Source organism: Klebsiella sp. RCJ4, from assembly GCF_009025755.1.
Lineage (GTDB): Bacteria > Pseudomonadota > Gammaproteobacteria > Enterobacterales > Enterobacteriaceae > Klebsiella > Klebsiella michiganensis.
In genome coordinates, this window is the sequence record NZ_WCIN01000041.1 from 363,779 (window position 1) to 389,549 (window position 25,771).

The 25,771-nt window shown below is 53.0% G+C and carries 30 protein-coding genes; 29 read left to right on the forward strand and 1 reads right to left on the reverse strand.

What is annotated here, in order from left to right; all coding sequences use genetic code 11:
• Positions 1-37: 37 nt before the first annotated feature.
• The 24 genes from F8562_RS20695 to F8562_RS20810 all read left to right on the forward strand — a co-directional run bounded on the left by F8562_RS20695 (position 38) and on the right by F8562_RS20810 (position 19,038).
• Entirely contained in the window at positions 38-580 is a 543-nt protein-coding gene (locus F8562_RS20695; RefSeq protein WP_094909215.1) for a glycoside hydrolase family 108 protein, read from the forward strand.
• Positions 577-753: a hypothetical protein gene (locus F8562_RS29360; RefSeq protein ID WP_179294841.1), complete on the forward strand. Its 177-nt coding sequence runs from the start codon at positions 577-579 to the stop codon at positions 751-753. Before F8562_RS20695 ends, F8562_RS29360 begins: the two co-directional genes overlap by 4 nt.
• Positions 754-974: 221 nt before the next feature.
• Positions 975-1,790 (forward strand): S1 family peptidase, encoded by an 816-nt coding sequence (locus F8562_RS20700; protein WP_094909216.1) that lies wholly within the window; start codon positions 975-977, stop codon positions 1,788-1,790.
• 591 nt (positions 1,791-2,381) lie between these two features.
• Positions 2,382-3,032 carry a hypothetical protein gene (locus tag F8562_RS20705; RefSeq protein ID WP_004191551.1) on the forward strand — a complete coding sequence of 217 codons (651 nt, stop codon included), beginning with the start codon at positions 2,382-2,384 and terminating at the stop codon, positions 3,030-3,032.
• Positions 3,029-4,588 carry a terminase gene (locus tag F8562_RS20710; protein WP_094909217.1) on the forward strand — a complete coding sequence of 520 codons (1,560 nt, stop codon included), beginning with the start codon at positions 3,029-3,031 and terminating at the stop codon, positions 4,586-4,588. The genes F8562_RS20705 and F8562_RS20710 overlap by 4 nt, the downstream gene beginning before the upstream one ends.
• An 11-nt stretch (positions 4,589-4,599) precedes the next feature.
• Positions 4,600-6,021 carry a DUF1073 domain-containing protein gene (locus F8562_RS20715; RefSeq protein ID WP_094909218.1) on the forward strand — a complete coding sequence of 474 codons (1,422 nt, stop codon included), beginning with the start codon at positions 4,600-4,602 and terminating at the stop codon, positions 6,019-6,021.
• Positions 5,984-6,979, forward strand: coding sequence for a phage minor head protein (locus F8562_RS20720; protein WP_094909219.1), 996 nt, complete (start codon positions 5,984-5,986; stop codon positions 6,977-6,979). The genes F8562_RS20715 and F8562_RS20720 overlap by 38 nt, the downstream gene beginning before the upstream one ends.
• A 407-nt stretch (positions 6,980-7,386) precedes the next feature.
• Positions 7,387-8,772 (forward strand): DUF2213 domain-containing protein, encoded by a 1,386-nt coding sequence (locus F8562_RS20725; protein WP_094909220.1) that lies wholly within the window; start codon positions 7,387-7,389, stop codon positions 8,770-8,772.
• Between the two features lie 3 nt (positions 8,773-8,775).
• Positions 8,776-9,207 carry a hypothetical protein gene (locus F8562_RS20730; RefSeq protein WP_094909221.1) on the forward strand — a complete coding sequence of 144 codons (432 nt, stop codon included), beginning with the start codon at positions 8,776-8,778 and terminating at the stop codon, positions 9,205-9,207.
• Between the two features lie 11 nt (positions 9,208-9,218).
• The gene (locus tag F8562_RS20735) at positions 9,219-10,316 is read left to right on the forward strand and encodes a major capsid protein (protein ID WP_094909222.1); all 1,098 of its coding nucleotides are present in this window, start codon (positions 9,219-9,221) and stop codon (positions 10,314-10,316) included.
• A gap of 9 nt (positions 10,317-10,325) precedes the next feature.
• Positions 10,326-10,601 (forward strand): hypothetical protein, encoded by a 276-nt coding sequence (locus F8562_RS20740; protein WP_094909223.1) that lies wholly within the window; start codon positions 10,326-10,328, stop codon positions 10,599-10,601.
• 2 nt (positions 10,602-10,603) lie between these two features.
• Positions 10,604-10,984, forward strand: coding sequence for a hypothetical protein (locus F8562_RS20745; protein ID WP_094909224.1), 381 nt, complete (start codon positions 10,604-10,606; stop codon positions 10,982-10,984).
• 210 nt (positions 10,985-11,194) lie between these two features.
• Complete coding sequence (locus F8562_RS20755) at positions 11,195-11,467, forward strand: DUF6527 family protein (protein WP_245196306.1); 273 nt, start codon at positions 11,195-11,197, stop codon at positions 11,465-11,467.
• Positions 11,468-11,477: 10 nt separating this feature from the next.
• Complete coding sequence (locus F8562_RS20760; protein ID WP_094909227.1) at positions 11,478-11,840, forward strand: hypothetical protein; 363 nt, start codon at positions 11,478-11,480, stop codon at positions 11,838-11,840.
• 2 nt (positions 11,841-11,842) lie between these two features.
• Positions 11,843-12,211, forward strand: coding sequence for a hypothetical protein (locus F8562_RS20765; RefSeq protein ID WP_094909228.1), 369 nt, complete (start codon positions 11,843-11,845; stop codon positions 12,209-12,211).
• Positions 12,208-12,447, forward strand: coding sequence for a hypothetical protein (locus tag F8562_RS20770; protein WP_224256545.1), 240 nt, complete (start codon positions 12,208-12,210; stop codon positions 12,445-12,447). Before F8562_RS20765 ends, F8562_RS20770 begins: the two co-directional genes overlap by 4 nt.
• Positions 12,444-12,827 (forward strand): hypothetical protein, encoded by a 384-nt coding sequence (locus F8562_RS20775; RefSeq protein ID WP_094909229.1) that lies wholly within the window; start codon positions 12,444-12,446, stop codon positions 12,825-12,827. The genes F8562_RS20770 and F8562_RS20775 overlap by 4 nt, the downstream gene beginning before the upstream one ends.
• 58 nt (positions 12,828-12,885) lie before the next feature.
• Positions 12,886-13,650 carry an immunoglobulin domain-containing protein gene (locus F8562_RS20780; RefSeq protein WP_085876761.1) on the forward strand — a complete coding sequence of 255 codons (765 nt, stop codon included), beginning with the start codon at positions 12,886-12,888 and terminating at the stop codon, positions 13,648-13,650.
• A 67-nt stretch (positions 13,651-13,717) separates the two neighbouring features.
• A complete protein-coding gene (locus F8562_RS20785; protein ID WP_094909230.1) occupies positions 13,718-14,422 on the forward strand; it encodes a DUF6246 family protein in 705 nt (234 codons plus the stop codon).
• 176 nt (positions 14,423-14,598) lie between these two features.
• The gene (locus F8562_RS20790; RefSeq protein WP_094909231.1) at positions 14,599-15,111 is read left to right on the forward strand and encodes a KilA-N domain-containing protein; all 513 of its coding nucleotides are present in this window, start codon (positions 14,599-14,601) and stop codon (positions 15,109-15,111) included.
• 44 nt (positions 15,112-15,155) lie between these two features.
• Positions 15,156-15,452: a hypothetical protein gene (locus F8562_RS20795; protein ID WP_094909232.1), complete on the forward strand. Its 297-nt coding sequence runs from the start codon at positions 15,156-15,158 to the stop codon at positions 15,450-15,452.
• Between the two features lie 77 nt (positions 15,453-15,529).
• Positions 15,530-15,910: a lipoprotein gene (locus tag F8562_RS20800; protein WP_032456984.1), complete on the forward strand. Its 381-nt coding sequence runs from the start codon at positions 15,530-15,532 to the stop codon at positions 15,908-15,910.
• A gap of 104 nt (positions 15,911-16,014) precedes the next feature.
• A complete protein-coding gene (locus F8562_RS20805; RefSeq protein ID WP_094909233.1) occupies positions 16,015-16,344 on the forward strand; it encodes a hypothetical protein in 330 nt (109 codons plus the stop codon).
• Positions 16,345-16,386: 42 nt separating this feature from the next.
• Entirely contained in the window at positions 16,387-19,038 is a 2,652-nt protein-coding gene (locus tag F8562_RS20810) for a tape measure protein (protein ID WP_094909234.1), read from the forward strand.
• Positions 19,039-19,155: 117 nt separating this feature from the next.
• Here F8562_RS20810 and F8562_RS29800 read toward each other — a convergent pair whose 3' ends face one another.
• Positions 19,156-19,419 (reverse strand): ECs_2282 family putative zinc-binding protein, encoded by a 264-nt coding sequence (locus tag F8562_RS29800; protein ID WP_413465663.1) that lies wholly within the window; start codon positions 19,417-19,419, stop codon positions 19,156-19,158.
• Between the two features lie 63 nt (positions 19,420-19,482).
• Here F8562_RS29800 and F8562_RS20820 point away from each other — a divergent pair, with 63 nt between their 5' ends.
• The 5 genes from F8562_RS20820 to F8562_RS20840 all read left to right on the forward strand — a co-directional run bounded on the left by F8562_RS20820 (position 19,483) and on the right by F8562_RS20840 (position 25,607).
• Positions 19,483-19,959, forward strand: coding sequence for a hypothetical protein (locus F8562_RS20820; protein ID WP_163467333.1), 477 nt, complete (start codon positions 19,483-19,485; stop codon positions 19,957-19,959).
• Positions 19,959-20,429 carry a hypothetical protein gene (locus F8562_RS20825; RefSeq protein WP_094909236.1) on the forward strand — a complete coding sequence of 157 codons (471 nt, stop codon included), beginning with the start codon at positions 19,959-19,961 and terminating at the stop codon, positions 20,427-20,429. The genes F8562_RS20820 and F8562_RS20825 overlap by 1 nt, the downstream gene beginning before the upstream one ends.
• On the forward strand, positions 20,426-20,821 hold the full coding sequence (locus F8562_RS20830; protein ID WP_094909237.1) for an NlpC/P60 family protein: 396 nt from the start codon (positions 20,426-20,428) through the stop codon (positions 20,819-20,821). Before F8562_RS20825 ends, F8562_RS20830 begins: the two co-directional genes overlap by 4 nt.
• On the forward strand, positions 20,808-23,291 hold the full coding sequence (locus tag F8562_RS20835; protein ID WP_094909238.1) for a host specificity factor TipJ family phage tail protein: 2,484 nt from the start codon (positions 20,808-20,810) through the stop codon (positions 23,289-23,291). Before F8562_RS20830 ends, F8562_RS20835 begins: the two co-directional genes overlap by 14 nt.
• 87 nt (positions 23,292-23,378) lie before the next feature.
• On the forward strand, positions 23,379-25,607 hold the full coding sequence (locus F8562_RS20840) for a hypothetical protein (RefSeq protein ID WP_224376261.1): 2,229 nt from the start codon (positions 23,379-23,381) through the stop codon (positions 25,605-25,607).
• Positions 25,608-25,771 lie beyond the last annotated feature (164 nt).

A 25,771-nucleotide genomic window follows, 5' to 3' on the forward strand; every position in this document is an offset into this window, starting at 1 on the left:
CCTATTTCTGGGAGCGCATTACCGGAGTTAAGGCGCCATGACAGCAGATCAGATTATCGAGGGGATTCTCGGCAAAGAAGGGGGTTACGTAAATAACCCGAATGATAAAGGCGGCCCAACGCGCTGGGGCATCACGCAGACTACCGCCCGCGCATATGGTTACGCAGGTGATATGAAGGCGTTACCACGGGAAACCGCCAAAGCCATTTACCTGTCGCAATACTGGACTGAACCGAAGTTTGACCGCATCGCCGAGTTGTCGCCAGCCATTGCGCAGGAGTTGTGCGATACCGGCGTGAACATGGGGCCACGTGTCGCCAGTGCATTCCTGCAGCGCTGGTTATCGGCACTGAATATGCAGGGCAAGCTATATCCGGACCTCTGGCCGGACGGCGCGATCGGCAATATCACCATCGCCGCCCTGAAAAGTTATCTCGCCGTTCGTGGCAAAGATGGTGAAAACACGCTTCTGAAGGGGCTGAATTGCAGCCAGGGCGCTCGCTATCTTGAGCTTGCTGAAGCTCGGGCGGCAAATGAAGATTTTCTATATGGTTGGGTAAAGGAAAGAGTGGAGCTATGAACTATCTCATTAACCGGCTGAAAGAGCCGTCAACCTGGCGCGGCATCATTCTTGTTGTTGCTGGCGTATTTGGTTATCAGCTGCCTTCGGGCATTCAGGAAACCGTCATCGCAGGCGGCGTAGCGCTGGCTGGCGTTGTTGGCGCGGTAATGCCGGACTGCGTTAAGAAGTAGCCGATAAACCGACATAGAGCCTCGCTTACGCGGGGCTTTTGGTACGTATCGTACACGCAAACTATCGAGAGTCTTTCATTCTTTAGCTGAGTAAAACAGCGTTGCTTGACAGCTTTTATGTGCGATAGTTTTGACCATAAAAGAAGCTGTGATTTTTATCAAAGTAACCTAACCTGCATAGTGGTTGTATATGCTTTCAATCATATCAGGAGGTGAATTTGATGTTAGCCAGTAAAATGGTACATAAATCGACGACTCGGATTGAGTGCTGCGTACCGGGCGGGACTTCTGTGGGGACCGGTTTTTGGTTTTTCTTTGATGCTAATACTGGGAACAGAGATGATATTGTCCCACTACTCGTCACAAATAAGCATGTGGTTAGAGGGGCCACGAGAGTAAGATTAGTAATTAATATTGAATGTGAAAATCAACCTCATATAAATAGAGAGACTCTTGATATTCCGGAAGGTGAAGCTGCATTTATGATGCATCCTGACCCGAATGTTGATCTCTGTATACTTCCAGTAAGCGAATGGTTTTACGAGATGAAAAATGATGGCATTCATCCACAAATCGCTATGCTTGAAGAGAGTCAAATGTTGGGGGATCAGTTCATCACACCCATTGAAGATGTATACATGACAGGATACCCGAATGGGTTATGGGATACTGTAAATAATAGACCCATTACACGAAAAGGGTCTACTGCATCATCCCCGCTGGAGGACTGGCAGGGGCGAACTGAATTTATGATCGATATGGCATGTTATGGTGGTTCGAGTGGATCACCGGTTTATATAATGAACCAAGGATCCTTTGCTTATAGTGATACCGGTACAGCAATGGGTGAAAGATTCATTTTCTTAGGGATCTTATATGGCGGCCCAGTCTTAGACGTTCAAGGAAAGATTGAAATTGTAAATGTGCCCACGTCAGATGATGTTGTTGTTCGCACAGAAATTGGCCTGAATTTAGGGTTAGTTATAAAAGCTGAAAGGTTGAAGGATTTTAAACCCATGTTGGGTATAGGTGTTTGATCTTAAAATTATTGCTCCCTAACAACTGATACAAGGGCCACTTTCGGGTGGCTTAATAATGCCCGACTAAACTACAACTCATTGATACTAGGAATTGACTTTTCGTTTGCGAGGTAGGCTAGTCTGGAGTAAATGCGAAGATTTACTCTGCGCTGGGGCAGTGCAATCTGGATAAGGCGGGGATTAGAAGTATTGAAGAACGCCGAAATATTTTGCTATCAGAAGGCAAATCAGAAAGGTGATGCAGTTAATGGATGCTGCGTAAGGCGATAAAGCCTTTAGGTATTCCATCATTTTTCCTCCTTTGTCGTGGGTTAGTGTTGTTATCTCTAGTGTGTAACTTAAGTCCCCCGGGTATCTGTTCCTACTCCGGTAACATTAAAGGCATTGGTTGGTTACTTTGCCTCCAATACTCGCCACTATTAAATGTCCAACACGTTGGATGAGGCCTCTCTATAGTGAGTCGCATTAACTTCTGAATAGCTTTTGTCTCTTATAGGAGGCAGCCCACTCACGCCGCCAGGCGAAAAGAAAGCAGCAATGGCGCGGCTATAAGGGGCGGTGCTGAACAGATAAAATAAGGAATGGAGTATGAGCAAACCCGACTGGGAGGCCATCGAGACGGCGTACCGGGCCGGGGTGATGTCTCTCCGTGAAATTGCATCGCAGCACGGTATCAGCGAAGGCGCTATCCGTAAGCGAGCAAAGCGTGACGACTGGTCGCGCGACCTGAATGCGAAGATTCAGCAAAAGGCTGACGACTTGGTACGCAAGCGGGAGGTACGCAGGACGGTACGCAACGAAAGCACTTTGACCGAACGCGTACTGATAGAGGCGACAGCCGAGGTTATTGCAACGGTACGCATGGAGCACCGGGGTGACATCCGGCGGGCTCGCGAACTGACCAACACGCTATTCGATGAATTGGCCGGAGAGTGTGGCAACGTGGCCGCGCTTGAAGACCTGGGTGAGATGATGCGATCGCCTGATGATAAAGGCATGGATAAGCTCAACGATCTCTACCACAAAATAATCAGTCTTCCTTCCCGCGTTAAATCCATGAAAGACCTGAGCGACAGCCTGAAAACGCTTATCGGCCTCGAGCGCGAGGCATACAGCATTGAGAATAAGGCTGAAACGAAAGAGGTCACGCATAACGTCATGCTGGTACCAACCAGCGATAACGTGGATGACTGGGAGGCGGCGGCGCAGAAACAACAGGGTGAGGTTCTCGGTGGATGAATTACAAAGCCGTATGGAAGCCACTGCCTGGATCTCAGTCTCTGGCTCTGAGTTGCCCGTGTAACGAAATACTTTTCGAAGGTACTCGCGGACCCGGTAAAACTGCTGCGCAGTTGGCCCGGTTCCGGCGCAATGTCGGCGTGGGCTATGGCTCGTTCTGGCGTGGCGTCATCTTCGATACCGAATATAAGAACCTTGCCGACATTATCACGCAGTCGAAGCGTATGTTTCGTCTGTTCAACGATGGCGCTCGATATCTGTCATCTGCGAGCGAATTGCGATGGGTATGGCCCACAGGCGAGGAGCTTCTCTTCCGCTTCGGCAAAGAGGCAGACGACTACTGGGATTTTCACGGGCAGGAATTCCCGTTCATCGGTTTCAACGAGCTGACAAAGCAGCAGTCCGCTGAATTCTACGAAATGATGTTCTCCTGCCGGCGCTCGTCGTTTAGGCCTGAGAACTACCCGCTGGCGGACGGCAGCCTGTTGAAGCCGATCCCCCTAGAGACATTCAGCACTACCAACCCATTCGGCATCGGTCATACCTGGGTGAAGAAACGCTTCATCGAGCCAGCGCCTCGCGGCACCATCATTCGCGAAACCCAGAGGGTCTTTAACCCTCAGACAGAGAAAGAAGAGGATGTGACGCTTACCCGCGTTGCAATCCACGGCTCGTTCAAAGAGAACCCGTATCTTGATCCGCAGTACATCGCGACGCTGATGGCCATCAAAGACTCAAACCGGCGTAAAGCGTGGGTAGAAGGCTCATGGGATGTCACCAGCGGCGGCCGCTTCGACCATCTGTGGAATGAGGCGCTCCATGTTATTAAGCCGTTCCGCATACCGGATAGCTGGGCAGTGGACCGCTCTCACGATTGGGGGGAGTCGAAACCGTTCTCCAACCTGTGGTGGGCGCAAGCTGATGGTACTGCAGCTGAGTTACCTGATGGCCGGCAGTTCTGCCCGCCGGCAGGTTCGATAATCCTGATCGGAGAATGGTACGGCTGCCCGCCTGATGAGCTGAACAAAGGCCTGAACATGTCATCCACCAACGTCGCGAAAGGCGTGGCGTGGATTGATAAGCGCCTGGTGGGCGAAGATGCAGACGAGCCGGAAGAGATTCAACTCGACGGGGTTACGCAAGGTCAGTTGCACATTATGCCTGGCATCTGCAGTGAGGTTATTCCTGGACCGGCTGACGGCGCGATATTCAACACTGGGGATAACGAGTTATCGATCGCGCAGAAGATGGAAGCGCAGGGAGTTACCTGGTTGCCAGCTGATAAAAAGCCAGGCTCCCGCATCAATGGCGCATCGTTATTCGCTGACATGCTGGAAGCTGTTATCGAAGGTAAAAAGCTGGAATCAGGCGTGCCTGAGAAGCCAGCATTCTACGTTTTCGACTACTGCCGAGGCTGGATTAGCCGTATCCCTGTGCTTGTCCGCGACGATAAAAACCCTGACGACGTAGACACCCAGCAGGAAGATCATGACTGGGATGGTACTCGTTACCGCGTACTGCACTCACCGAAAAAGGTTGGCGCAGTCTTCTTCTAAGGAGCTCATCAGTGAGTGAATTAAGCACCGGGGAGCAGTTCCTCGTTAATGCCCTTGCTGATGCAATTGGGCGCCAGCGCATGCTCTACGGAGGGCGTAATGGCAACGTCAAGCGGACCAAATTATGGGACGAGTTCGGCTACCCTGACACTCTGACGTTCGACAACTTCTATCGCCAGTATCGCCGCGGCTCTACCGGTTTTGCAGCTGTCCATAAATTGCTGGATTCCTGCTGGATGGACAGGCCGACCATCATCGATGGTGATGAAGACAGGGAGTCGACCAAAACTACCCCATGGGAAAAGGCAGTTACCAAACTGATGAAAAAGCACTGGGCGAAAATTAAAGACGCTGACCGCCGCAATATGGTTGGGCGTTACTCAGCACTTCTGATTCAGGTGAAAGATAATCGAGACTGGAGTGAGCCTGTTGATGTGGCACTGGTCCAGAGGCTAGGTAGTGCTGCACTGGTTAAACTGATCCCGGCATGGGAGCCGCAAGTCAAACCTGGCAACCTTGATATTGATACCTGGTCGGAAACCTACGGGCAGCCCGTCAGCTATCAGTTCAATGAACAACCGATAGGCGAAGAGGGCACGTATAGCAGCCCTCGTTCGGTTCAGGTGCATCCTGACCGTATCATTCTGCTCTGTGAAGGCTCAGAGGATGAGAATATCCTGTCGGGAATCCCGCTTCTTGAAGCCGGCTACAATGACCTCCTCGATATTGAGAAGACGAAAGGTGGTAGTGCTGAGGGGTTTCTGAAGAACGCCAGTCGTCAACTGGCGATGGAGTTCGACGCCGCCACCCAAATTGACACGCTCATCAAGCAAGCCAAGGATGCTGGATATAACAGCCTTGGTGATGCGATGAATGACAAGGTGAATAAGCTTAACCGCGGTACGGATGCTGCAATAGCCATGCAGGCAGGCAAGGCGAGCGTACTTTCTGTTGCGGCAGCTGATCCGACACCAACGTGGACGGTTTCTGCAAACTCATTCGCGTCGACGATTCAGTGTCCGTTTAACATCCTGTTTGGCAAGCAGACCGGCAACCTCGCTTCAGAGGAAGATAAAACGGTGTGGGCCAACCGCTGTAATGAGCGTCGCTGGGGTTTTATGTCCGACGTCATCACGCGAGTGATAGAGCGATTTTGGACCATCGGCATTATTGACCCTCCGGCATCGGGCGAGGTCACGCTGGCATGGTCTGACTTACTGGCGCCGAGCGAAAAAGAAAAGCTCGCGAACATGGCGACTATGGCTGATGTGGCACAGAAAACCCAGCAAGCCTACGGCACCCCGGCGGTCAATGAGAACGAGGTAAGGGCAGTCGGTGAGCTTGAACCGCGCAAAGAGGTTATTCCGCCCAACCCCGACGACAAGGTGACAACCGATGACCCTCTTTCCGATGACCCAGGAGCAAAAGAGTAAAGTCGGCACGCCGATAATCCCCCGCAGCAAAGTCGACCCCACGCAATCAGCCAGGCCGGTTAGCAGGATGTTTCAGGATATCGAAGGCCGGTATCTGGATATTAAGCGTCGTTTGAAAATGGTGTTTGACCAGCGTCTGACTGGCCGACAGCGGGAGGTTAACAGCGATCGTTCATGGCTGATGTGCAATAACGAAGGTGCTGAGCCGTCGCTCTACCAGGTTAACGCCGGCACCTACATTTATGACATGACGGCGGCGCAGTTAGCCGACCTTCTCCAGATTGTGCAAACGATTCTGGACGATGCCCTGCTGGACGGTGGCAGCCAGAACCTCTGGGTACTGGATTATGTCGCCGCAGAGTATGAGCGAGGAACGCAGCAGGCCTTCACGAATTTGTCTGTACAGTCGCCGGTATACGCCAGCCAGACGACGCTACAGCAGCTTTTAAGCAGTCCCGGTCACCTTAACCAGATAGCAGCAGCCAGGCTGACAACGTTCAGTGACTGGAAAGTCATCAGCGATACCGCCCGCGGCGATCTTACCAACATCATTACCGATGCGGTAGCGCGCGGAGTTAACCCCCGCGAAACGGCCAGTGTCATCAGCAAGCGCCTCGATGTGTCGATGTCGAAGGCCAAAACCATCGCTCAGACTGAGCAGGTTGGCGCGCTGCGACAGGCGCAATGGAACGAGACGGACTGGGCTGCTGACCGGCTGGGGTTGAATGCTGGGTTGTTGTGGCTGTCAGCACTCAAGCCAACGACGCGCATCTGGCACGCCAGCCGTCACGGCAAGGTTTATACCACCGAGCAGGTGCGAGACTTCTACGCCGAGAACGGCAACCGGTACAACTGTTACTGTAGCCAGATTCCGGTGCTGCTCAATGACGACGGCAGCATATTCAACAAAGGGTTGGCTGAGAAGTTGGCGAAAGAGCGATCTTTATGGCAAAAATAACTCTTACCAAATTTTGGGGTCTTTTAAGTCCACGGGAATATGAAAATGCCACTAAATGATCTTGATAACTGTATTTTTTGGTCTTGCTATAGTAGGTCTTGGGCTGCTAGCCACGGGGAAGTGACTGAGATTCATACGCTACTCGAAATAAAGCGGATGGCAGAGGCGATAGGAAAGAGGGAATTTAGTGAAGAGGAAATCGTCAAATCACTATCAACCCCTAGGGTTAGCCCCTTAAAAGGCCCACTGTTCCATCTTGAATTCACTTCTGATGGCGCTCTTATCGGAGCAAGACTGAATCAGCAAGCACTATCTAGCCCCAAGGAATGGGGGTTCAGATAAATTCATCAAATAGGTCGCTACGGCGGCCTTTTTTATTGCCTGAAATCCACCAATGAGGACCCAGCATGAAACGCAACCGCGTTAATGTGCTGACCGTCGTCAACTCCGCTTCAAACATCACTACTGAAACCATCGACGGCAAGCCACATATCGTGGTTCGAGGCATCACGCCTGTTGTGGACGATATTGTGATGAACCGGAAGTTGTACCCGGCAGCAGAAATCGAAAAGGCCTACAACACGCTTGAGCGTAACCCGATGCCGCTGGGCCACCCGAAGGTTGACGGCAAGCATGTGTCTGCTCGCGATGTCCGGGCGGTGAATGAATATCACGTCGGCGCATGGCTGCAGAACGTCAGCCACGAAGGTGGGAAGGTGACGGGTGATATGTACGTTAACCGCCAGTACGCCGAGTCAAGCGAGAAGGGCAAGCGTCTGATTAACCGCCTTGATGAGATGATCGCCGGTACCAACTCAGAACCCGTACATATCTCTACCGGACTCCTGTATTCCGGTATCGCCGCAAACGGTGAGTCGAAAGGTAAAAAGTACAACGAGATCGCCACCAACATGATGTTTGACCATGTCGCGGTGCTGCTCGATGAGCCTGGCGCTGGAACGCCATCTGATGGCGTAGGCATTTTCGTGAACTCCGAAGGCGAAGAGGTAGAGATTGAGGTTGCTCTGCTCTCTGACGCCGCGGACTGTACCCGCGAGGGTCTGCTCAACAAAACGAAGTTCTTCTTTACCAACGCCTCGAATTTCTCTTTCGACGATATCCAGCGCGCCATCAGCGACAAGCTTCACGAAGGCCGTACTGATGATAAGTGGCTCTGGCCCGAATCGGTATGGCCAGACAACTTCATCTACCGCGATGAAGCCAAGTATTTCAAACAGAAGTACCTCATCGATGACGACGGCAAAGCCGTGTTCGTCGGCGAACCTGTAGAAGTCGTGCGCAAACCCATTGAGTACGAGATTAAAACCAACGGAGAGAACGATCCGATGAAAGAACTGATTATCAATGCGCTGCAAGCCGCGGGTAAGCCGACTGAAGGCAAGTCCGATGCCGAACTGATGGACGCTTACAACCAGCTAGCGGCAGAGAAGGCGGCAGCCAAGAAAGATGGCGGCGACGAAATCGATCCCGCCACCGGCAAGCCTAAGAAAAAAGAGCAGGCCAGCAACAGCGAAGAAGCGCCGGCATGGTTTAAGCCATTTGCTGATGATTTGGCAGCCGTTAAGTCAGGCCTTGCCGTGAACACTGACAAAGAGAAAGGCGAAAAACGCGCTGCCGTAAAAGCGAAATTCGGGCTGGATGACCTGGCGGTGAATGCGCTTGACGGCGCCGCCCTTGATGGCCTGTTTGCTCAGTGCCAGACCTCTACCGGCCTGAATGGTGCATTCCGTCCGGTCAACAACAACGATTCTTTCAGCGACATGCCGGAGTAAAAAATGGCTAAAGACGGGAAACACGTAATTCACGCGGGCGGGATTTTCCCCAACCCGCAACTTAATCGTGAAGGTTCTGCGGCCGCAGCGTTTCTGCCGGGTACCGTTATCTTTTTCAGTGCAGCCAAGCCTACACCGTCTGTTGATGGCGCTGAAGACGCGATTCTTTACGTTGCTAACTACGACTATTTGCGCTGCAAAACGGTTGACGATGCCTATGCGATCGGTGACTGGGTGGTAAACATCCAGCCAACGCCTGGCGTTTTCCTCAACGTTCGCGCTGCCGCTGGTACCTACACCAAGGGCCTGCCGGTTTCTGTGGCCAATGGCCAAATTAAAGCACTGGCAGAGGGTGAAACCATCTTTGCCTATGTCGAAGAAGACAAGTCCCTGACCGCCACAGCAGGCGATCTGGTTCGCGTCGTGTTCAAGTAAGGAGAGACTGAATGTTTGTATTTTCCACCCGACGCGCGACTGAGACGGGCAACCTCGAAGCGAACCAGGCGCAGTTCAATGAGCTGCAACTGGCGCGCAATATGAGTGCTCAGGCCGTTGCTGATTTCGTATCCCGCACCCGCTGGCGTGGTGATGCGGCAAACACTCCGGCGCTGGACGCGACGAACGCTGTCGACGATATCCGCCGCCTGTATCGCGCTTATGATCAGACTGTGCTGGCTGAATTCGAACCAACTACTGAATTCACTCTGCTTAACGACCTGATCCCGTTGTCCCGCTCTGTCCGTCTTGAAGAGTCCGTGTACGAGTATGCTCGCACCGGTGGCCGCGGCTGGGCGCATACCTCCATGTCCGGACAGATTGGTGCGGCACTGGATGCCCGCGCGTACACCTTCGACGGTACGATGGTTCCGATCCACGATTCTGGCTTCAAATTCCAGTGGCGTGACCCGATTTTCAATAAAGGTTCCGCTCTGGCTTCTCTGGCTGACGCTCAGAGAGGCTCTGTTGATGATGTTCGTCGCCAGTACGTTGATTACATCTTCAACGGTTTCCGCGATTCCGCTGGCGACTATATCGCTTTTGATGGCAAGACCTGGAAGGGGGTGAAAGCCGATGAGCGGGTACAGATTGTAGATCTCAGCGCATCCGGCCTGAATATCGACTTCACCAGCGCAAGTGCAACGGCGGAGCAAATCCGCAACGCAGCCATTGCTCTGCGCGACGTGATGAAGCTTACCAACCTGCAGTATGCGCAGCAGACCTGGTACGTTTCCGGTCAGATCATCACTAACCTGGAACGCTACTTCAGCGATAACTATCAGTCTGACACCATCCTGCTGGAGCTGTTGAAGCTCTCAGGAATTGTCGCCATCAAAGAAGATGCGCAACTGACAGGTAATCAGATCCTGATTGTTCCGCTTACCGCCGGCGTTATCGCTCCGATTGTCGGCCAGGCGGTCGGCACCGTTGCTGACCCACGCCAGTTCTACAACAGCGACTACGTCTGGCGCACCTGGGGTGCGATGGGCCTGATGGTTAAGACTGACATCAACAATCGCAAATCCGTTATCTACGCACACAGCTAAGGGGCATTTATGGCGCTGGTAGAAGTGGTTCGAGACAACCTGCTTTCCGGTGCCAATCTCCAGAAGTTGGAGGTTGGCGCGCAGGTTTCGGTAAGCGGTGATGTCGCTAAACGTTGGGCGGACGCTGGTCTGGTTGAAATCATTAGTGATGAAGATCAGGTGCTGGAAGTGGCTACGCCGGGCGATGATGGTGCAGAGCAGGCAGAGCAGGCAGAGCAGGCAGAGCAGGCAGAGCAGGCAGAGCAGCAGGATGAATCTGCCAGCAAATCGAAGAAGGCGAAATAACCATGGCTGACCCAATCACAGCGGCAGACATGCAGGCGTTCCTCGGTGAGTTGGGTTACGCCATCCCCGCCGCGCTGCTCGATCCGATTCTCTGCGTGGTGAACAAGATTATCCCGTGCCTCGATGGTGCGGGATATGACGACTGCACGGCAAAGCTCATCCTGATGTATGCCGCTGCGCTCATGGCGACGTCCTCCGGTGCCCGGCGAATCAAATCGCAGGGGGCACCATCAGGGGCATCGCGCTCATTTGACTACGGCGAAGACGGGATTACCTGGCTGCGTGACTCGCTGGCCCGGATTGATACCAGCGGCTGCACCAGTGAGCTGCCTATAAGCGCCGGTAACAGCGTGGGCCTGTTTATGGTCGTCGGTGGTTGCTGATGGCCTGGATTTCAGTTCAGCAGCGGCTGCCGCGAACGTTCACTCGGGCGTGGGTAATGACCGACACCGGCCAGCAGACCACGGCTTACGTTAACGGCGCCGGGCAGTGGATGATTAACTGCCCTCGCATACAGGCTACAGGAGCAATCGTGTTGAGGTGGAAAGATGAATGAGCGAGTGAAGAAGGCGAGCGATAACCGGTTATCGTTCATGTGTCCTGGGTGCTGCAGCCGCCATGTAGTGCAGGTTGGCAATGGAGAAGGCCCTCGATGGGGATGGAATGGAAGCATGGACAAACCGACGCTTACTCCCAGCGTTTTAGTTACTGGCTTCACGCCCAGTGATGACCCAGAACAATTTGATGATGCCACTAAAGACAAGCCGTTCACTTGCCATTCATTTGTGACAGACGGGCAGATTCAATATCTGAATGACTGCACACACAGCATGGCAGGCATGACGGTGCCGCTACCAGAGCTTTGAGGGGTTAGCGATGTCTAGCGTTGCCAACTGGTCATACACCGCGACGGCGACAATCTGGCGGCGCATACGCGATGCCGACGGTAGTGATACCGACGGCGGAGGTCAGCCGTACGGGTGGGAGACGCCGATCGCCATTCTCTGCGACTACCAGGGCGGTCTCTCTGCGAAAATCGGTGACCTTGGCCGGGAAATCGTGGTTAAAAACACGATATGGACTGAGCATGCTACGGCGCGGGAGGGTGACTATATCCTGATTGGTGCGTCTGCAGCTGCTGCGCCGCCGGACGAGGCCGATGAGATACGGCAGATTGTCAGGTTCGCTGACACGTTCGAGAGACTGGCTGACGATTTCGCAATAATCACGGGAGTATAGGCATGGGCGCTAAAGTTCGCGGCATCCGCCAGGCCAAGGCCAACCTTGATCGCATCATCAAAGACGTCCAGGGGCGCAAGGTTGTGCGCGCATTGCAGTCGGCGATGCTCATCGGTAGCGCGCAGGCAGCGCTATACACCCCGATCGACACGTCTACGCTCATCAATAGCCAGTTCCGGGAAATCACCGCGAACGGCGTGCGCGTGACCGGGCGCGTTGGCTACACGGCTAACTATGCCGTCTTCGTTCACGACCCTGAAGTTAAGCAGAACTTCCGGCGCGCAACTGCGCGTAAGGAGTTCTTAACGAAGGGATTCGAGGATACCCGCAGCCAGATTGATGCGGCTGTTAAGAAGGAGTTGTCATTATGAATCGCGGCACCCTCATTATGAATCGCAACATCCATTTTGCTGGAGATGGTCTTGGTCCTCGAAAAGTATTCGTGAATGGCAACCAAATCGGCGGGGTGTTTTTTGCTGATATCCAGCGCGGAATTGTTCGATATCATCCAAGGCCATTCAGAGCCCATAAATGCCGTAAAGGTGAGCTATACGAGCGTACTCTAAAGGGGCGCGTCGAAGTCGTTCCATGTGGAGAAGGCCAATGACTCCTCCAATGTACATGCGCCTGAAAGACCTGTTTGTGGCTGAAGGGCTCACCGCGGGCTTTCGGGTGCAATGGCGGCAATGGAAGGACTCCGGAAAGGATGCCGACCAGTTCATCGTGTTCCGGCCTTCCGGTGGTACAGATATCATCTACGACCTCGGTGGCGACTGGTATGTGATGGTCGACGTTGTTTCATCGAAAGCGAATCCAGATGCTGCGGACTCCGTGGTAAACGCCATTGTCGAGTATATCAGCGCGCAATCCGGCGACGATGATTGCGTAGGCGCGCTGCGGATTGTCGGTAATGTCCCGGCGCCAATCCCCACCGAAGAGGGCCGGTTAGTAACCCGGCTGCTCGTATCCTGCACATACGGCGAATAATCGTCAGAATCACCCATCAGGCTGCCATATGGCGGCCTTTTTTAATTGAGAGGCATACATGCAAGGCTGCGCTAATGACACCGGCAAGCTGATTGGTAAGGTGGCCGTGCTCCGCATGGCTTTTGGCTGTGCTGATACGGTTCCTGCGCTTTCCGAATGGAAGCGACTCGGCGCCATGACCACCAAGGGCTTTGACTACTCCATGAATACCGTCACCTCTGAGGCTGACGATACGAAGGGGCTGGTTGAGAACCTGGTCAACAATATGGACTTCACCATCTCAGGAGAAGGTGAGTTCCGCAAGAAAGACAAGACGACGGAAGTCGGCGCTATTGCCATCTCGAAATATATTTTCGATGAAGTGCAGGCCGGCCGTCAGCCGACAGTCTGGGTCCGCTTCGACTTCACTGGTGAAGACGCTGGCACTTATATCATGGGCTACTTTAACACCACCTCCTGGTCTGGTGATTTCGGCACCACGGATATTTCCACCTTCTCCGGAGAGTGGAAAGTAGCTGATGCAGACACCGTGGTATTTGAGGTAGCTCCGCCGGCGCTGGCGTTTACCACCAACCTGCCGACGACCAAGAGCGTGACGGCCGGATCGGCTCTGAATATGTCGGTAGTGGTTGAGGGTGGTACAGCGCCTTACACCTACGTCTGGAAGAAAGACGGCACGGTTGTCAGCGGGCAAACAACGGCGACCTTCAACAAGGCCAGCGCTGTTTCTGGTGATGCCGGGGTTTATACCTGTGAAGTCACCGATTCTTCCGCGACACCAGTCAAGATCACGTCTGCGTCCTGTGCGGTCACCATCAGTTAACCGCCAGGACATTTCGTGAATAGTACAAAGGGCGTTCTGCGCCCTTGATACTGTTTATGGAGCGACTATGACCCCGATTAAAGAATTAGGCGAATGCGTTATCGGTACCGGTGACCGGGAATTCTTTTTCCGGCCGTCGTTTCGCAACATGGCGCGAATCGGTGAGCCCGAGGAGATTGTTCAGGCATTCTATGACCTGTGCAATGACGAGGCGACGCCATTCGTGCAGCGCGCAGCTGAGGCCTATATCCGCGATGAGTACAGCCGCCTTCCTGATTGCGTCCTACGGTTTATGCAAAGCGGGCTCCTGTCACGCAAAGCGATCATGGCCGCGCATACGGTACTGACAGCCTGCTGTGACGACGATATCGGCGATCTGGTTGGCTGGATGAAGCCGGGGAAATCACGCAAGCGTGGCTTTGTCTGGCGACCTGGCAGCATGCCTCCGGAGAATATGGTTATCATCGCGCAAAACCTGATGACGCACGGCATCGTCGGCAAGGCGAAGATTCGGCAGCTGCAGCGCCATGAAAGCAATGAGACCACGTCGGAGTTTCGCGCCACTGACTACATCATGGCGGCTCGTAACCACTTCGGCATAAGCCGGGATGAGGCCGAGAACCTCACTATGACGGAGTTTGCATTACTGCTCAACGCCAAATACCCGAATCAGAAAGGGTTCACCAGGGATGAATACGATGCAGTTATGGACGAAGACGATCGCCGCTGGCAGGCGATGATGCAGCAGGAACAAGCCAGCAAAGCCAAATAAACCAGCCTCGGCATAGTCCGGGGCTTTTTTATACCCGCAATAAACCTCCCGCGCGTCGCAGCGCGTTTTACTCAGAACCTTTCAGGATGACCCTTGAGGAACCGGTTGGCAATCGGAGCCTTCTGAGGGCCGGTACTCCTGTGCGAACAAGGTTCATCACTAAAAGGAAATCCGATATGAAATATCCAACCGTATCAGTAAACGGCGTCTCTGTTCGCGTAGATGGCGCAGGTCGCTACAACCTGAACGATCTACATGCTGCGGCTGTGGCTGAAGGCAAAGCCACCGAATCACAGCGACCCGGTGAATTCCTTAAAACAAAGCAAGTAAGGCGGTTTGTGCAGGCCCTGAGCGATGCGAAGAAAATCGCATCGGTGTTAACCATCAAAGGTGGACCGCTTCAGGGGTCATGGGGGCTCGAATTAATTGCCATCCGTTATGCTGCGTGGCTTAACCCCTTGTTCGAGATAAAGGTATACGAGACATTCCAGATGCTAATCCGTCATGGCATTGATGCTATGTCACGGCTGAACAAAATCGACCATATCATCAACACTGAAACCAAAGCGATTAGCCAGTGTGCTAGCCAGATGGCGAAATGGGGAGTCGGCGGACGTAAGCAATTGCTCCATGCTGCGCGCGATCGTGCTGCCGATGAAGTGCAGTTGTATTTGCCAGGTATCGCATAAATTTGGAATAGCCCGCCACGGTGGGCTTTCATCTGGAGATGATCATGTACCTTCACATCACTTTAAATTCAGGCCGGACGATGCATGGCGGCATGACTCAGTCCATAATTGAAGTATACGACGTTTCCCTCGGAGTAAGGGCACCCTGCAAAGGTGATGATGACAACGCCCATCCTGTGGTTTTATGGCGCACGATAGGGAATAAGGATTGCGAGGGAATAATGTTCCTTCATGAGTTGGACATCGCCGTCGTTAAATCAACCGATGGAACAGTGCTCCATGAATGGCACGGTGCTAAAAGCCAAAAGCAGAAAAGAGAGCAAATCACCTCATTCCTATAGCACAATATGGCGGGTTTTTTGTCGGCCGCATCCCTGTTAGGATTAGTCCGAACAATACCAAAGGGATGATTACAAAAATGAAGAAAATTTTAGTCGCTACTGCGATTGCTTTAACTCTGGCAGGCTGCGCTTCCTCAGGAAACCAGCAACTCAGCAAGGAAACCGAAATCAGCGTAAAGTCTAAGCTGCAGGAAGGGAAAACCACCAAGGCCGAGGTTAAAACGACATTCGGTTCCCCGGATTCAGTTTCGTATACTGACGGCGGCAATGAGATCTGGAAGTACGCCTTCGCCAAAGTAAAAGTTAACGGGACTACGTTCATACCTTTCTATGGCCTCTTCCATAACGGAACTAACGGCACCAAGAAAGAACTTACCATCCTGTTTAAAGACGATGTAGTAGCCAAGTACACAATGGCAGAGTCGGCTATCAATACTAAATCTGGCTGGGCCGATTAAGTACAGAGACAACCTCACTTCGGTGAGGTTTTTTTCTTTTGGTTGCATTGAAACCTGATATATCCCTGCTAATCTGTCCAAAACCAACCAGTGGGGATAGGGATATGAAAAAGGCTTTATTTGCGCTCTTGGCACTGATGTCATTTAGCGCAGTATCAGCTACGACATTCAGCATTCCAACGGATTCGAAAGCCAAATACACCATCATTGATAAAAACTTGAACGGCTCCATGGCAACCATCACGACCATGAGAGAGGGCCCGTCAGGGACATCCTACTCACAGCGCCTGTATGACTGCACATCGTGGACGGTGAAGTATCTTGGTGATGGGGACACGCTGGAACAAATGAAATCATCCAAGCCTGACGAAGGCATGTCTCCAATAGTTGATAATTCAATAGCGTATTATATAGGCCAACAGGCCTGTAAATAACCAAACCCGCTCCGGCGGGTTTTTTAATGCCCGGAGTATGCGATGGCAGAAAAAGCAGGTGAAATTTATTATGACATTGAGGCTAACGTATCCGGCCTGATCCAGGCGCAGCAGCAGGTTAATAAGCGTCTTGACCAAATGGACGCCAAGTTTGAGCAATCGTCACGATCTGCCGGGCGGTTTGAAGGTGCTTTAAATAAAGTTGGCGTTGCCATTGCAGCAGCTTTTACCATTGATGCAGCAAAAAAACTTATCGCTATAGGCGATGAGATGGTCACGCTTCAGGCTCGAGTGGCTCGCCTAAGCCCCAGCATTGATGTAGCCAAAGAAACCTTATCAGCCTTATCTGCCATCGCATCTCAAACAGGGAATAGCCTATCTGAGACCGAAAGGTTATGGGAGTCGTTAACCACAGCATTAAAAGAAACAGGTGCGACGAATTCACAAATTCTCGGCCTTACCTCTACGCTTCAGAAAATAGGTACTATCGGCGGTTCCTCCACAGAGGAAATGGCCAATGCTTTAAGGCAGTTTGGGCAGTCTATTTCCGGCGGTATTGTGCGCGCTGAGGAATTCAACTCCATTCTTGAGCAAATGCCAGAGCTTGCTCGCCAGATTGCTGCTGGTCTTGGAATATCTATAGGCGAACTTCGCAAGCGAATGCTGGAAGGGAAACTAACCGCCCAAGATGCTCTGAATGCCATACAGAAACAGTCGCAATCGGTAAACGAAGAGTTTGATAAAATGCCGGTCAGCATTGATCGCGCAAAGAACAGTCTTGATGTTGCCTTCAAAAATGCCATTAATGACTTAAACCAAGCTATCGGCCTCACATCTACCCTTGCTGGGTTAATGCAAACCGTCGCTGACAACCTTAATTACTACAACAATAATGTCGGCGATTCATCGAGAATGCCGAAACTAATTAAGCTCCAGCAGGATTTAAATAGTGAACTTAAGGACAGTCAGCGTTGGTATGAGTCGGATTCAGTTTTCCAGGCTCGCCGGGCGCAAGCGGCTGTTCAACTTAAGCAGGTTGAAGGCGAAATTGCCCACATAAGAGCGAAGGCGCAAAAAGATGCTGGAAATAATCAATTCAGCGCACCACCAACCAAGGGCGATGACGCCGCCACAAAAAAACTGGTCCAGAACTCGGAGCGCCGGCTTGCGCTAGCCAAACTTGAAGGCGAGGCGCGAGCCAGGCTTCAGGCCCAATATGATGCTGCTGATGCAGGAGTCACCGACCAGAAGCGGATTAAAGCGCTGCAGGATGAGTATGCCGAAACCTATCGCGTAACTGAGGCCAGAAAGGAAAGCAATAAGGTCGGGAAGCAGTCAGAAACGCAGTCTGAATCTATCGCGCAAAAATTAGCAAACCTGAAACAACAGTCCGAACTGGCGGCAGATTCTACTCAGGAATTGAGCCGAGAGCAGGCAATTTTGACAGCCCAGCTTTCGCTCGGCAAGGGCGCCACACAAGAACAAGTAGCTTTGGCCGGTCAGTACGCAGCAACAAAGTGGGATACAGCGAACGCCATCAGGGCTCAGGCTGCGGCTGAAAAACTGCTACCTGAAGCCAGAGAAAATGCATCTTACACGCAGGATGTAAAGGACTTACAGACTGCGCTGGACGCAAAAAAAATCACCCAGCAGCAGTATGACCAAACCAGTGAGCAACTGGAGGCTCAGCACCAGGCCAACCTCGCAAAAATCCGCTCACAACAGGCTGTGACGCCACAGCAGCAGGCCGCCGGAGATGTTGATCCAGTCCAGAATTTGGCTAACCAGCATGCCCAGCAACTTGCATTAATCCAGCAATTTGAGCAGCAAGGTGTTATTGCTCATAATCAGGCCTTGTTGCTGAAAAATGCAGCTGATATGCAATATGAAAAGGCCAGAACTGATGCTCAGTGGGCGCTGTTCACTCAGCAGAGCGTTGGTTATGAGGCTCTGGGTGCTGCGGTCGATGCATTTGGTAGTCAGGCATCCAATGCATTAACGGGCGTGATAACCGGAAGCATGTCGGCTAACGACGCGCTCCGCTCAATCGGCAATACCATTCTGAATGACGTCATCAACACATTCGTACAGATGGGGATGCAGCAAGCTAAATCGGCAATCATGGGCGCAACCGCTCAGAACGCTGCGATCGCCACAACGACCGCGGCGCAGGTCAGCTCTTTGGCAACTACGACCGCAGCCAGTACATCGTCAGCAGCGGCGACGACAGCGGCGTGGACGCCAGCAGCACTTGTTGCGTCGATCGGCTCCTTCGGTGGTGCTGTAGCGATAGGTCTCGGTGCTTTGATAGCCGCTCTTGCTGTTGGCTCTTCGCTTGCCGGTAAGCGCAAAAATGGCGGACCGGTATCTGCCGGCTCAATGTACCAGGTAGGTGAGGGCGGAATGCCTGAAATCTACAAGGCCAGCAATGGCAGCCAGTACATGATCCCCGGGGACAATGGTTCCGTCATCAGCAACAAGGATTTGCGCGGTTCTGGCGGCGGCGGGGCGCTGCAGGTGACCAATAACGTCTACAACTACGCCAGCGGCGTCAATGTCGATACCAGAAGCAGCCAGAACGGAGGCCAAATGGTGACTGATATCATAATCACCGACATTCAGAGCGGGGGGCCGATATCGTCCGAGATGCAAGGCGCCTTCGGCCTCCGCCGACAGGCAAACGGTGACTACTAAACCAACCCGCTTCGGTGGGTTTTTTATTGGAGTAGATAAATGGAAGATAAAAAAATGCTGGCATCCATATCGGTCGACACCAGCGAGGCTCAATCGCAACTTGATAGCCTAATCTCCTTACTTGAGCTTAAATTTGGTTCCCTTCAGTCTGTCCCTGAGCGTATCTACGAGGAAATCCTTGCCGTGGCGAAAGACATCGTTTTTGCTGATAGCCCTTCCGCAGGAGGCACAGGACTCGACATTGTCTATGGTGTGCGGTTCGGCGCTAAATATGAATTGCTCACTGCCGCAATCAGGGCAGGAGAGTTTGACTCTGAATTTCTCTGACATATACCCCATCCTTTCTCTGTGTGAAAAACACACAGTAACAGTGGTACACATTTAGCAACATCCTGATATTCGATCAGTGCCGCAGCCGCGGCTTTTTTTATGCCCGGAGGAAACGTGGCAACAGTTTCATACCCGGATATGCTGCCGCTTCCTCAGCGCGCAGACCAGAACATGACGCAGGATACGGCCTGGCAGACGACGACGCCGGCAGTCGGCCCCGTTATCTTCACGCCGCTAACCACTGACCTGAAATCGACCTGGTCGCTGCAGTGGAAATTCACGCTGCAGCAGGCCGAGCGCTTTAAATCGTGGCTCCGATCGCCGACGTACTGCGACCGTGGCCGTAACTGGTTCCAGATGCGAATTGACCTCGGCGATACGCAGGGAGTGCAATTGCAGACGCTGCACTTTATCAGTATGCCAGTGCAGACCAGCAAAAACGGCAATATCGTCACCTGGACTGCCAACGTCATCTGTAACGGTATTGAGGACATCACTGAGGACTACGACGACTGGATCGTCGAGGCGCCAGAGAACTACGGCTACTGGCTGGATTATCTGGTGACGTCCGTTATGCCGAGGGCCGAATAATGACGACATTGAGAGAATGGAAAGAGCGCAGGCCGGCGAGTGACATCAAACAGACCATCGAGTTTTATCACCCGGCGTTCGGCTATTACCGAGTGGTCAATAAGCTGTTTCGTGAAGCGACGTTCGGCGGGAACGTTTACCAGCCGGCGGCCTTCAGCATTATTGAGCCGAAACAGGATGGCTCGGCAATTATCTCAATGGCGATCACCTTTGAACAAGGCGCGGAAGAGGTCAGGAGCACGCTGAAGAGCTGGAAAGGAGCGGGGCGCATGACCCCCATAATTTGCAAATACCAGCAATGGAATGCGATCGGTGATTCTGATGCACTCAAGACCTGGTCACTGTTTGTGAAGGACATCGGCGCCGATGGCAGCAACGTCACCGTGAACTCTGGCAAGACCAATCCGCTCACGCTGGCTAACCCCATCATTTACACCACGAAAGACTATCCCGGGCTGATTACGGTATGACACAGAGCGACTTTATCTGGCTTGTTAATGGCAAGCCATGGGCTAACCGCGCCTGCACTTTCGACGAGCTGGATTGCTGGGGCCTCGTGGTGTTGTATTACCGGCATGTACTGGGTCTGGAGCTCCACCACGTCGCTGGCTATGAATCAGGATGTGATTTCATCACTTGCTACGAAGAGGAGTTCGACCACTGGCGCCGGGTTCCGGTGCCGGTTTCCGGCTGCCTTGCGGTGTTCTATTACGGCAATCAGCCGGCGCACGTCGGCGTGATGATTAATCCGGGGAAATGCCTTCACTCCCGCGGCGAGTTCGGCTTCGTGAGAATGGATAGCGCAGTCATCCTTCAGAAAATCTATAACAAAGTGGAGTATCTGGTGCATGGTTCGATATGAGCTGCAGCGCCTGCCGGGCGCTCCCAAGCAACGCGGCACAGCCGAGGCGGGGACGCCTCTGGTGAACTTTCTCGATAGCCTTAAGCTGCATAACAATGTCGTGGTTAAGCTCAACGGACGTAAGCTGGCGGATGACTTCGAGCTGGGCTATCGGCTGCGCGCTGGCGATGTCATTGCGATATTTGACCAGCCACAGGGCGGTGGCCTGATAAAGACGCTGCTTAACCCTATTGAGCACCTGAACCCGATCCGGTTCACCAAGAAGGTGCTGGCGGGAATCACCGGGCAGCAGAGCGCCTCGTCACCCTCCATTTCAACCGGCGAGTCCCCGAACAACGACGCAACAGGGCAAACCAACCGGGCGCGGCTTTATAAGGGGCGTCCGAATATTTACGGCCAGTGCCGAGTCTTTCCTGATCTGATTCAGCAGGCGCTGTTTGAGTTTATCGACAACAACAAATACATCACTGAGTGGTTTGAAGTCGGCTACGGGAAATACACGATTTCCTCTGTGCGCTACTCAGAATCAAACCTCGGCAGCCTGGCCGGCGCCAGCTACCAGACGTTTGACCCGGGCGTGACGATCGGGACTATCGATGTCGGGTATCAGTTTGACGACGTCGATAACGAAGAAGTCCCCGGCCTGAACGAGAACGAGGATTTCCCGGCGCAGACTGCGACGACTTCAGCGCCAACGGCGCTGGTGATAGAGAGCAACCAGCTCAAGGCAACGGTGCTCTCGAATGATGACAACTTCACGTACTTCGCTGCGCTGGCCGTTCCGCACCCGGTGACGTTCGTGATTAATGCGACCTGGAACGCCGGCGGCAGCCCGGTAACCCGTAACGTGACCGGCAGCGGGAATATCGTTTATTCGGAAAGCTTCATCGGTACGGACACCCTTTCGTACACGACGTTCTATCTCGGCGATATGACCGGGGAAATCACCACGCTGCCGGCGGACGCAACCATCAACCTGACGCTGTTCACTCTGAACGACCAGACACCGCTGGTGATTGGCCCGTCGGTTTCACCATTGGTGTCTTCTCAGGTATGGGTGCACGTAATGGTCCAGCTCGGTGCAACGGCCGGAACGTCACGCTATCGGATCCGTTTCTGGAAGGTTGACGATAGCAACAACCAGATACCGGGCACTTCCGAGCAGTACGATTATTTCTTCGATAACGACTTTCAGGTGACAACCCGGTATTTCCGCACATCACACAAATATACCCCGGCTGCCGGCGCCGGTCGGTACGCTGTGACGATTGAGCGCCTGGATAACAGCAACGACGGTAATGTCGTGACGCTGATGGCGATTCATGCGGTCAACACGCGTACCGGCGTAGTTTACCCGGATGACACGATCGCCAAAGTCACCATAAAGGGTCCGAATAACAGCAACAGCAACCGCGAGCAGAAATACAATATGCTCGCCCAGCGCCATACCATCAGTTATGACCGCGCAACCGGTCAGATTGACTATACGCTGCGGCCGAGCCGTTCGTTTGCTGATGCAGCTCTGCACGAGTGGATAGTCATCGGTAAGCAGGACATTTCGAGCATCGATGTCGCGACTCTGTACGCCATTGCTGACTCGATAACCGTTCCGGAACTGAGTTACTTCGATTACACCTTCTCGGATGAAAAGCTTTCCCTTGGCGAGCGAATCAAAACCATCTGCAATGTGGCCCGCGTAGACGGGAACAATATCGGCGATGTGCTGACATTCTGGCGTGATGAGAAAGTGGTGAATCCGGATGCTGTTTTTGCGCGCTCAAACATGTTCTGGGACGAGTATAAGGTCACATGGACTATGTCACTGCCGGGCGGCTATGACGGCGTCACGTTGGATTATGTCGACCCGCTCACCAATAAAAAGTCGTACATCTATCTGCAGATTGACCAGAGCGGCATTGTTGAGGTCGAGGACGCGACCATCAACGCGCTGCAGATCAGCCTTGATGGCTGTCGTAATAAAACGCAGGCGGAGGACCGGGCGTGGCTGGAAGCGCGCCGCATTCTGCTCTCGCGCGTCGGTATGACGGTTAAAGTTCTGGAATCGACGCAGGTTATCCGCGGCGCAGTGGTGCAATGCCCTGATATGTACGACAACAAGCAGCAGAACGGCTATATCACAGCCCGTAGCGGGGATGTGTTCAGTACCTCTGAGCGTATCGACTTCTCTCTCGGCGATATGTGGGTGGTGATGACTGACAGTCTCGGTAATTATCGCGGACGCTGGCGAGCATACCCCGTAACCGGAAGGCCTAAAGCGTTTCAGGCCGCAGCGGATGCGTTCGACCTGAACATTTACGACCGGACGACGGTGCAGAACGCAAGCCGGTACTTCATCGCCACCGATACAGAACTTAATTCCACTATCTGGCGCGTTGAAACAGCCAAACCCAATGGCGACGACACCCAGACATTAACCCTCTCTGAATATTCAGACTCGATTTATCCGTAACGCACAGCAGTAATATCCAACCTTCGCGCACACCGTCAGATTCACCCTGAGGGATTCGTGCGCCTTTTATATAGGGCGACATGCACAATGGCAGAAGTTCCACTCCCAACTCCGACGCAGGTTCCGGTACCAAGTACCGATATCCGCAATGCGGTATTTGCAGGCGCGAAGCTTGATGAAGAGGTAACCGGTACCGGCGAATTCTATACAGATCGCCTTGGTGTGAAACGCCTGACGAATACAGGAAGGAATAATCAGTTCAATGCTGCGCAGCAGGACAGAGCTAACCAGTTTCAGCAGTTCCTCCTTTCATCCGGTTACGTTTTCCTCGGCGACTACGAAGATGGTCCCTTTCAGTTCAGTGCCCGTAACCAGTACATCCGTTATAACAACCAGTATTACCGCCTGAATGCTGCTACAGACGTCGGCTTTACGACCACCGGAACCGATGCAGCCAGCTTTGCGAACGACGTTACTCACTTTGTTCTGATGGATGGTGACACGCTTCGCCAAAATCTGGGTTCAGGCGACGGCGCTAAACTCGTTGGTGGTATAGGATTTGTGTCGCCGGAAATGTTCGGCTACCTGCACGGTGTTTCTCCTGATGCTGTGCCTTACTATCAAAAGGCTGTTGATGAAGGCCATGCAAGAGGACTTCCCGTGCAACTGACGGGGAAATATTACGCCACAACGTATCCTCATAAAGTCACTTTGCCAGGCGATGACGGAACCGCTTACCCGGGATGGGTGGCTGCAGGGAATGATGCCAATATTGCCGCGGAACCTGAAAATCATATTTATGCGGCGATTCGACTTTATCCCGACTCCGTTGTTATCGGCGACAGTATGCAGAACTGCGCGTTAATCGGAGACTGGGATTCGGATACGCCTGTGATTAACAATAACCAGCACATTGGTTATTTTATTTCCGGTGACTCATCAGACGGTTATATCCGCCCGCAGCTGGTAAATCACGGTGTGCGCAACTTCTTTATCGGTCGCTATGGGAATGGCGTTCTTGACCGGTCCACAGAAGATAATTTCCTCATCCGTGATTGCTGTCTGACGGGCTGGTTTATGGGGGCCGACTCCGTTTGCAACGGCTTCGTTGTCGCCCGTGATTGCTTTACCGGAGACGCCTATGGCGGGGCGTGGACGCAACGAAATGCCGCGGTCACGATTCCGTATCTCCCTCCCTATCCGGCGGCAGAGATTTTCAAAGTGGGCTGGGTTGATGCTATCCGGTATACGAAATATCACTTTTACGGCAAGCCCCGGCTGTTTGGCCCTGCCGATGAGGCGATTGATACGTGGTTCGATACGTATATCTATAAATCCGCCAACTCGGCGCGAACCTCCGCAGGCGGCAGGCTGACAAACAATACCGCCAGCGGCTATTCAGCGCGTTCGTTTCCCGGTATTGCGGGCCGGGCATTCACCGTCCTCAGTCGCTATGGACGTGCGGTGAACGGGGTCTGCCTTGACGATGTGAAAGTACTGGGAACCCACCGCGTCCCGTTCTACACCGACGCAGGCAGTTACAACGTGATTCACACGTCATACGTTGAAAAGACATGTCTCGTTGACACCACAACGACAACCATTGCCGGTAATCAGTTCTATACCGACTATCAGGACCCGTGGAATGCGACACTGACAAAAGCGCCCGCGATGGTTTGTGAGGGTGGTATCACTGTCGACAGAACTGTCGTTTCGGCTGGCGTGGCTACACATCCGTTCAGCCAGAAACCAACAACAATCAACGGCCCGCTCATCATCAACCCGTTCAGGGATGACACCGAAGACTACTCTGCCGTGCAGATTGCAGAGTGGAACAGCGCCGAAGGGAAAACGGTATATCTCTATGATTTCCGTCGTCAGTACAGCGTCCAGCGCCCGATACGTTTTTTTGAGAACACTCAGGAGACGTTCCAGTATTACAAGGGCGTCTGGACGCCGGTTGTCAAATGTGGTTCAGACGTCGTGACGCTGAATACCACGGTGGGAACCTACCGCCGCTCAGGGCGGTTAGTGCATGCGACATTCAGAATAGAAACCACGTCAATGGCGCTGACGACAGGTGGCGCGGTAGTGATATCAGGGCTTCCGTTTACAGTAGCCGCACTGAGCGACGGGGGGTTAACGGTGTCCCCGATAATCTGCAGTCGGGCCGGCTCGGGGATCATCCTCGCGCAAACGAACCCGACCACAAAAGATATTTTGTTGCTGACAAATAGCTCGCCTGCCGCTCTCTCAATAACAGGCGGAACAGGTTTGACTATTTACGGCTCAGTTCAGTACGTTCTGACAGAATAAGGATTTTCCATGTTTACAATAGAGAAAGAAGTTGCGGTTAAACAGGTGACGGCGGATGGAATTGCAGTCGGAACCACTACACTAAAAGTTAGCCTGACATACACCATCGAGAGGATCGAACTTGAAGGGGAGAACGGCATCGCGTTTTATACAGTTACGTCAGG

What these genes read in the sequence shown, in the direction of transcription:
- F8562_RS20695 (WP_094909215.1), top strand. Translation starts at nt 38, where the DNA reads ATGACAGCAGATCAGATTATCGAGGGGATTCTCGGCAAAGAAGGGGGT.
- F8562_RS29360 (WP_179294841.1), top strand. Translation starts at nt 577, where the DNA reads ATGAACTATCTCATTAACCGGCTGAAAGAGCCGTCAACCTGGCGCGGC.
- F8562_RS20700 (WP_094909216.1), top strand. Translation starts at nt 975, where the DNA reads ATGTTAGCCAGTAAAATGGTACATAAATCGACGACTCGGATTGAGTGC.
- F8562_RS20705 (WP_004191551.1), top strand. Translation starts at nt 2,382, where the DNA reads ATGAGCAAACCCGACTGGGAGGCCATCGAGACGGCGTACCGGGCCGGG.
- F8562_RS20710 (WP_094909217.1), top strand. Translation starts at nt 3,029, where the DNA reads ATGAATTACAAAGCCGTATGGAAGCCACTGCCTGGATCTCAGTCTCTG.
- F8562_RS20720 (WP_094909219.1), top strand. Translation starts at nt 5,984, where the DNA reads ATGACCCTCTTTCCGATGACCCAGGAGCAAAAGAGTAAAGTCGGCACG.
- F8562_RS20725 (WP_094909220.1), top strand. Translation starts at nt 7,387, where the DNA reads ATGAAACGCAACCGCGTTAATGTGCTGACCGTCGTCAACTCCGCTTCA.
- F8562_RS20730 (WP_094909221.1), top strand. Translation starts at nt 8,776, where the DNA reads ATGGCTAAAGACGGGAAACACGTAATTCACGCGGGCGGGATTTTCCCC.
- F8562_RS20735 (WP_094909222.1), top strand. Translation starts at nt 9,219, where the DNA reads ATGTTTGTATTTTCCACCCGACGCGCGACTGAGACGGGCAACCTCGAA.
- F8562_RS20740 (WP_094909223.1), top strand. Translation starts at nt 10,326, where the DNA reads ATGGCGCTGGTAGAAGTGGTTCGAGACAACCTGCTTTCCGGTGCCAAT.
- F8562_RS20745 (WP_094909224.1), top strand. Translation starts at nt 10,604, where the DNA reads ATGGCTGACCCAATCACAGCGGCAGACATGCAGGCGTTCCTCGGTGAG.
- F8562_RS20755 (WP_245196306.1), top strand. Translation starts at nt 11,195, where the DNA reads ATGTGTCCTGGGTGCTGCAGCCGCCATGTAGTGCAGGTTGGCAATGGA.
- F8562_RS20760 (WP_094909227.1), top strand. Translation starts at nt 11,478, where the DNA reads ATGTCTAGCGTTGCCAACTGGTCATACACCGCGACGGCGACAATCTGG.
- F8562_RS20765 (WP_094909228.1), top strand. Translation starts at nt 11,843, where the DNA reads ATGGGCGCTAAAGTTCGCGGCATCCGCCAGGCCAAGGCCAACCTTGAT.
- F8562_RS20770 (WP_224256545.1), top strand. Translation starts at nt 12,208, where the DNA reads ATGAATCGCGGCACCCTCATTATGAATCGCAACATCCATTTTGCTGGA.
- F8562_RS20775 (WP_094909229.1), top strand. Translation starts at nt 12,444, where the DNA reads ATGACTCCTCCAATGTACATGCGCCTGAAAGACCTGTTTGTGGCTGAA.
- F8562_RS20780 (WP_085876761.1), top strand. Translation starts at nt 12,886, where the DNA reads ATGCAAGGCTGCGCTAATGACACCGGCAAGCTGATTGGTAAGGTGGCC.
- F8562_RS20785 (WP_094909230.1), top strand. Translation starts at nt 13,718, where the DNA reads ATGACCCCGATTAAAGAATTAGGCGAATGCGTTATCGGTACCGGTGAC.
- F8562_RS20790 (WP_094909231.1), top strand. Translation starts at nt 14,599, where the DNA reads ATGAAATATCCAACCGTATCAGTAAACGGCGTCTCTGTTCGCGTAGAT.
- F8562_RS20795 (WP_094909232.1), top strand. Translation starts at nt 15,156, where the DNA reads ATGTACCTTCACATCACTTTAAATTCAGGCCGGACGATGCATGGCGGC.
- F8562_RS20800 (WP_032456984.1), top strand. Translation starts at nt 15,530, where the DNA reads ATGAAGAAAATTTTAGTCGCTACTGCGATTGCTTTAACTCTGGCAGGC.
- F8562_RS20805 (WP_094909233.1), top strand. Translation starts at nt 16,015, where the DNA reads ATGAAAAAGGCTTTATTTGCGCTCTTGGCACTGATGTCATTTAGCGCA.
- F8562_RS20810 (WP_094909234.1), top strand. Translation starts at nt 16,387, where the DNA reads ATGGCAGAAAAAGCAGGTGAAATTTATTATGACATTGAGGCTAACGTA.
- F8562_RS29800 (WP_413465663.1), bottom strand. Translation starts at nt 19,419, where the DNA reads ATGTGTACCACTGTTACTGTGTGTTTTTCACACAGAGAAAGGATGGGG.
- F8562_RS20825 (WP_094909236.1), top strand. Translation starts at nt 19,959, where the DNA reads ATGACGACATTGAGAGAATGGAAAGAGCGCAGGCCGGCGAGTGACATC.
- F8562_RS20830 (WP_094909237.1), top strand. Translation starts at nt 20,426, where the DNA reads ATGACACAGAGCGACTTTATCTGGCTTGTTAATGGCAAGCCATGGGCT.
- F8562_RS20835 (WP_094909238.1), top strand. Translation starts at nt 20,808, where the DNA reads ATGGTTCGATATGAGCTGCAGCGCCTGCCGGGCGCTCCCAAGCAACGC.
- F8562_RS20840 (WP_224376261.1), top strand. Translation starts at nt 23,379, where the DNA reads ATGGCAGAAGTTCCACTCCCAACTCCGACGCAGGTTCCGGTACCAAGT.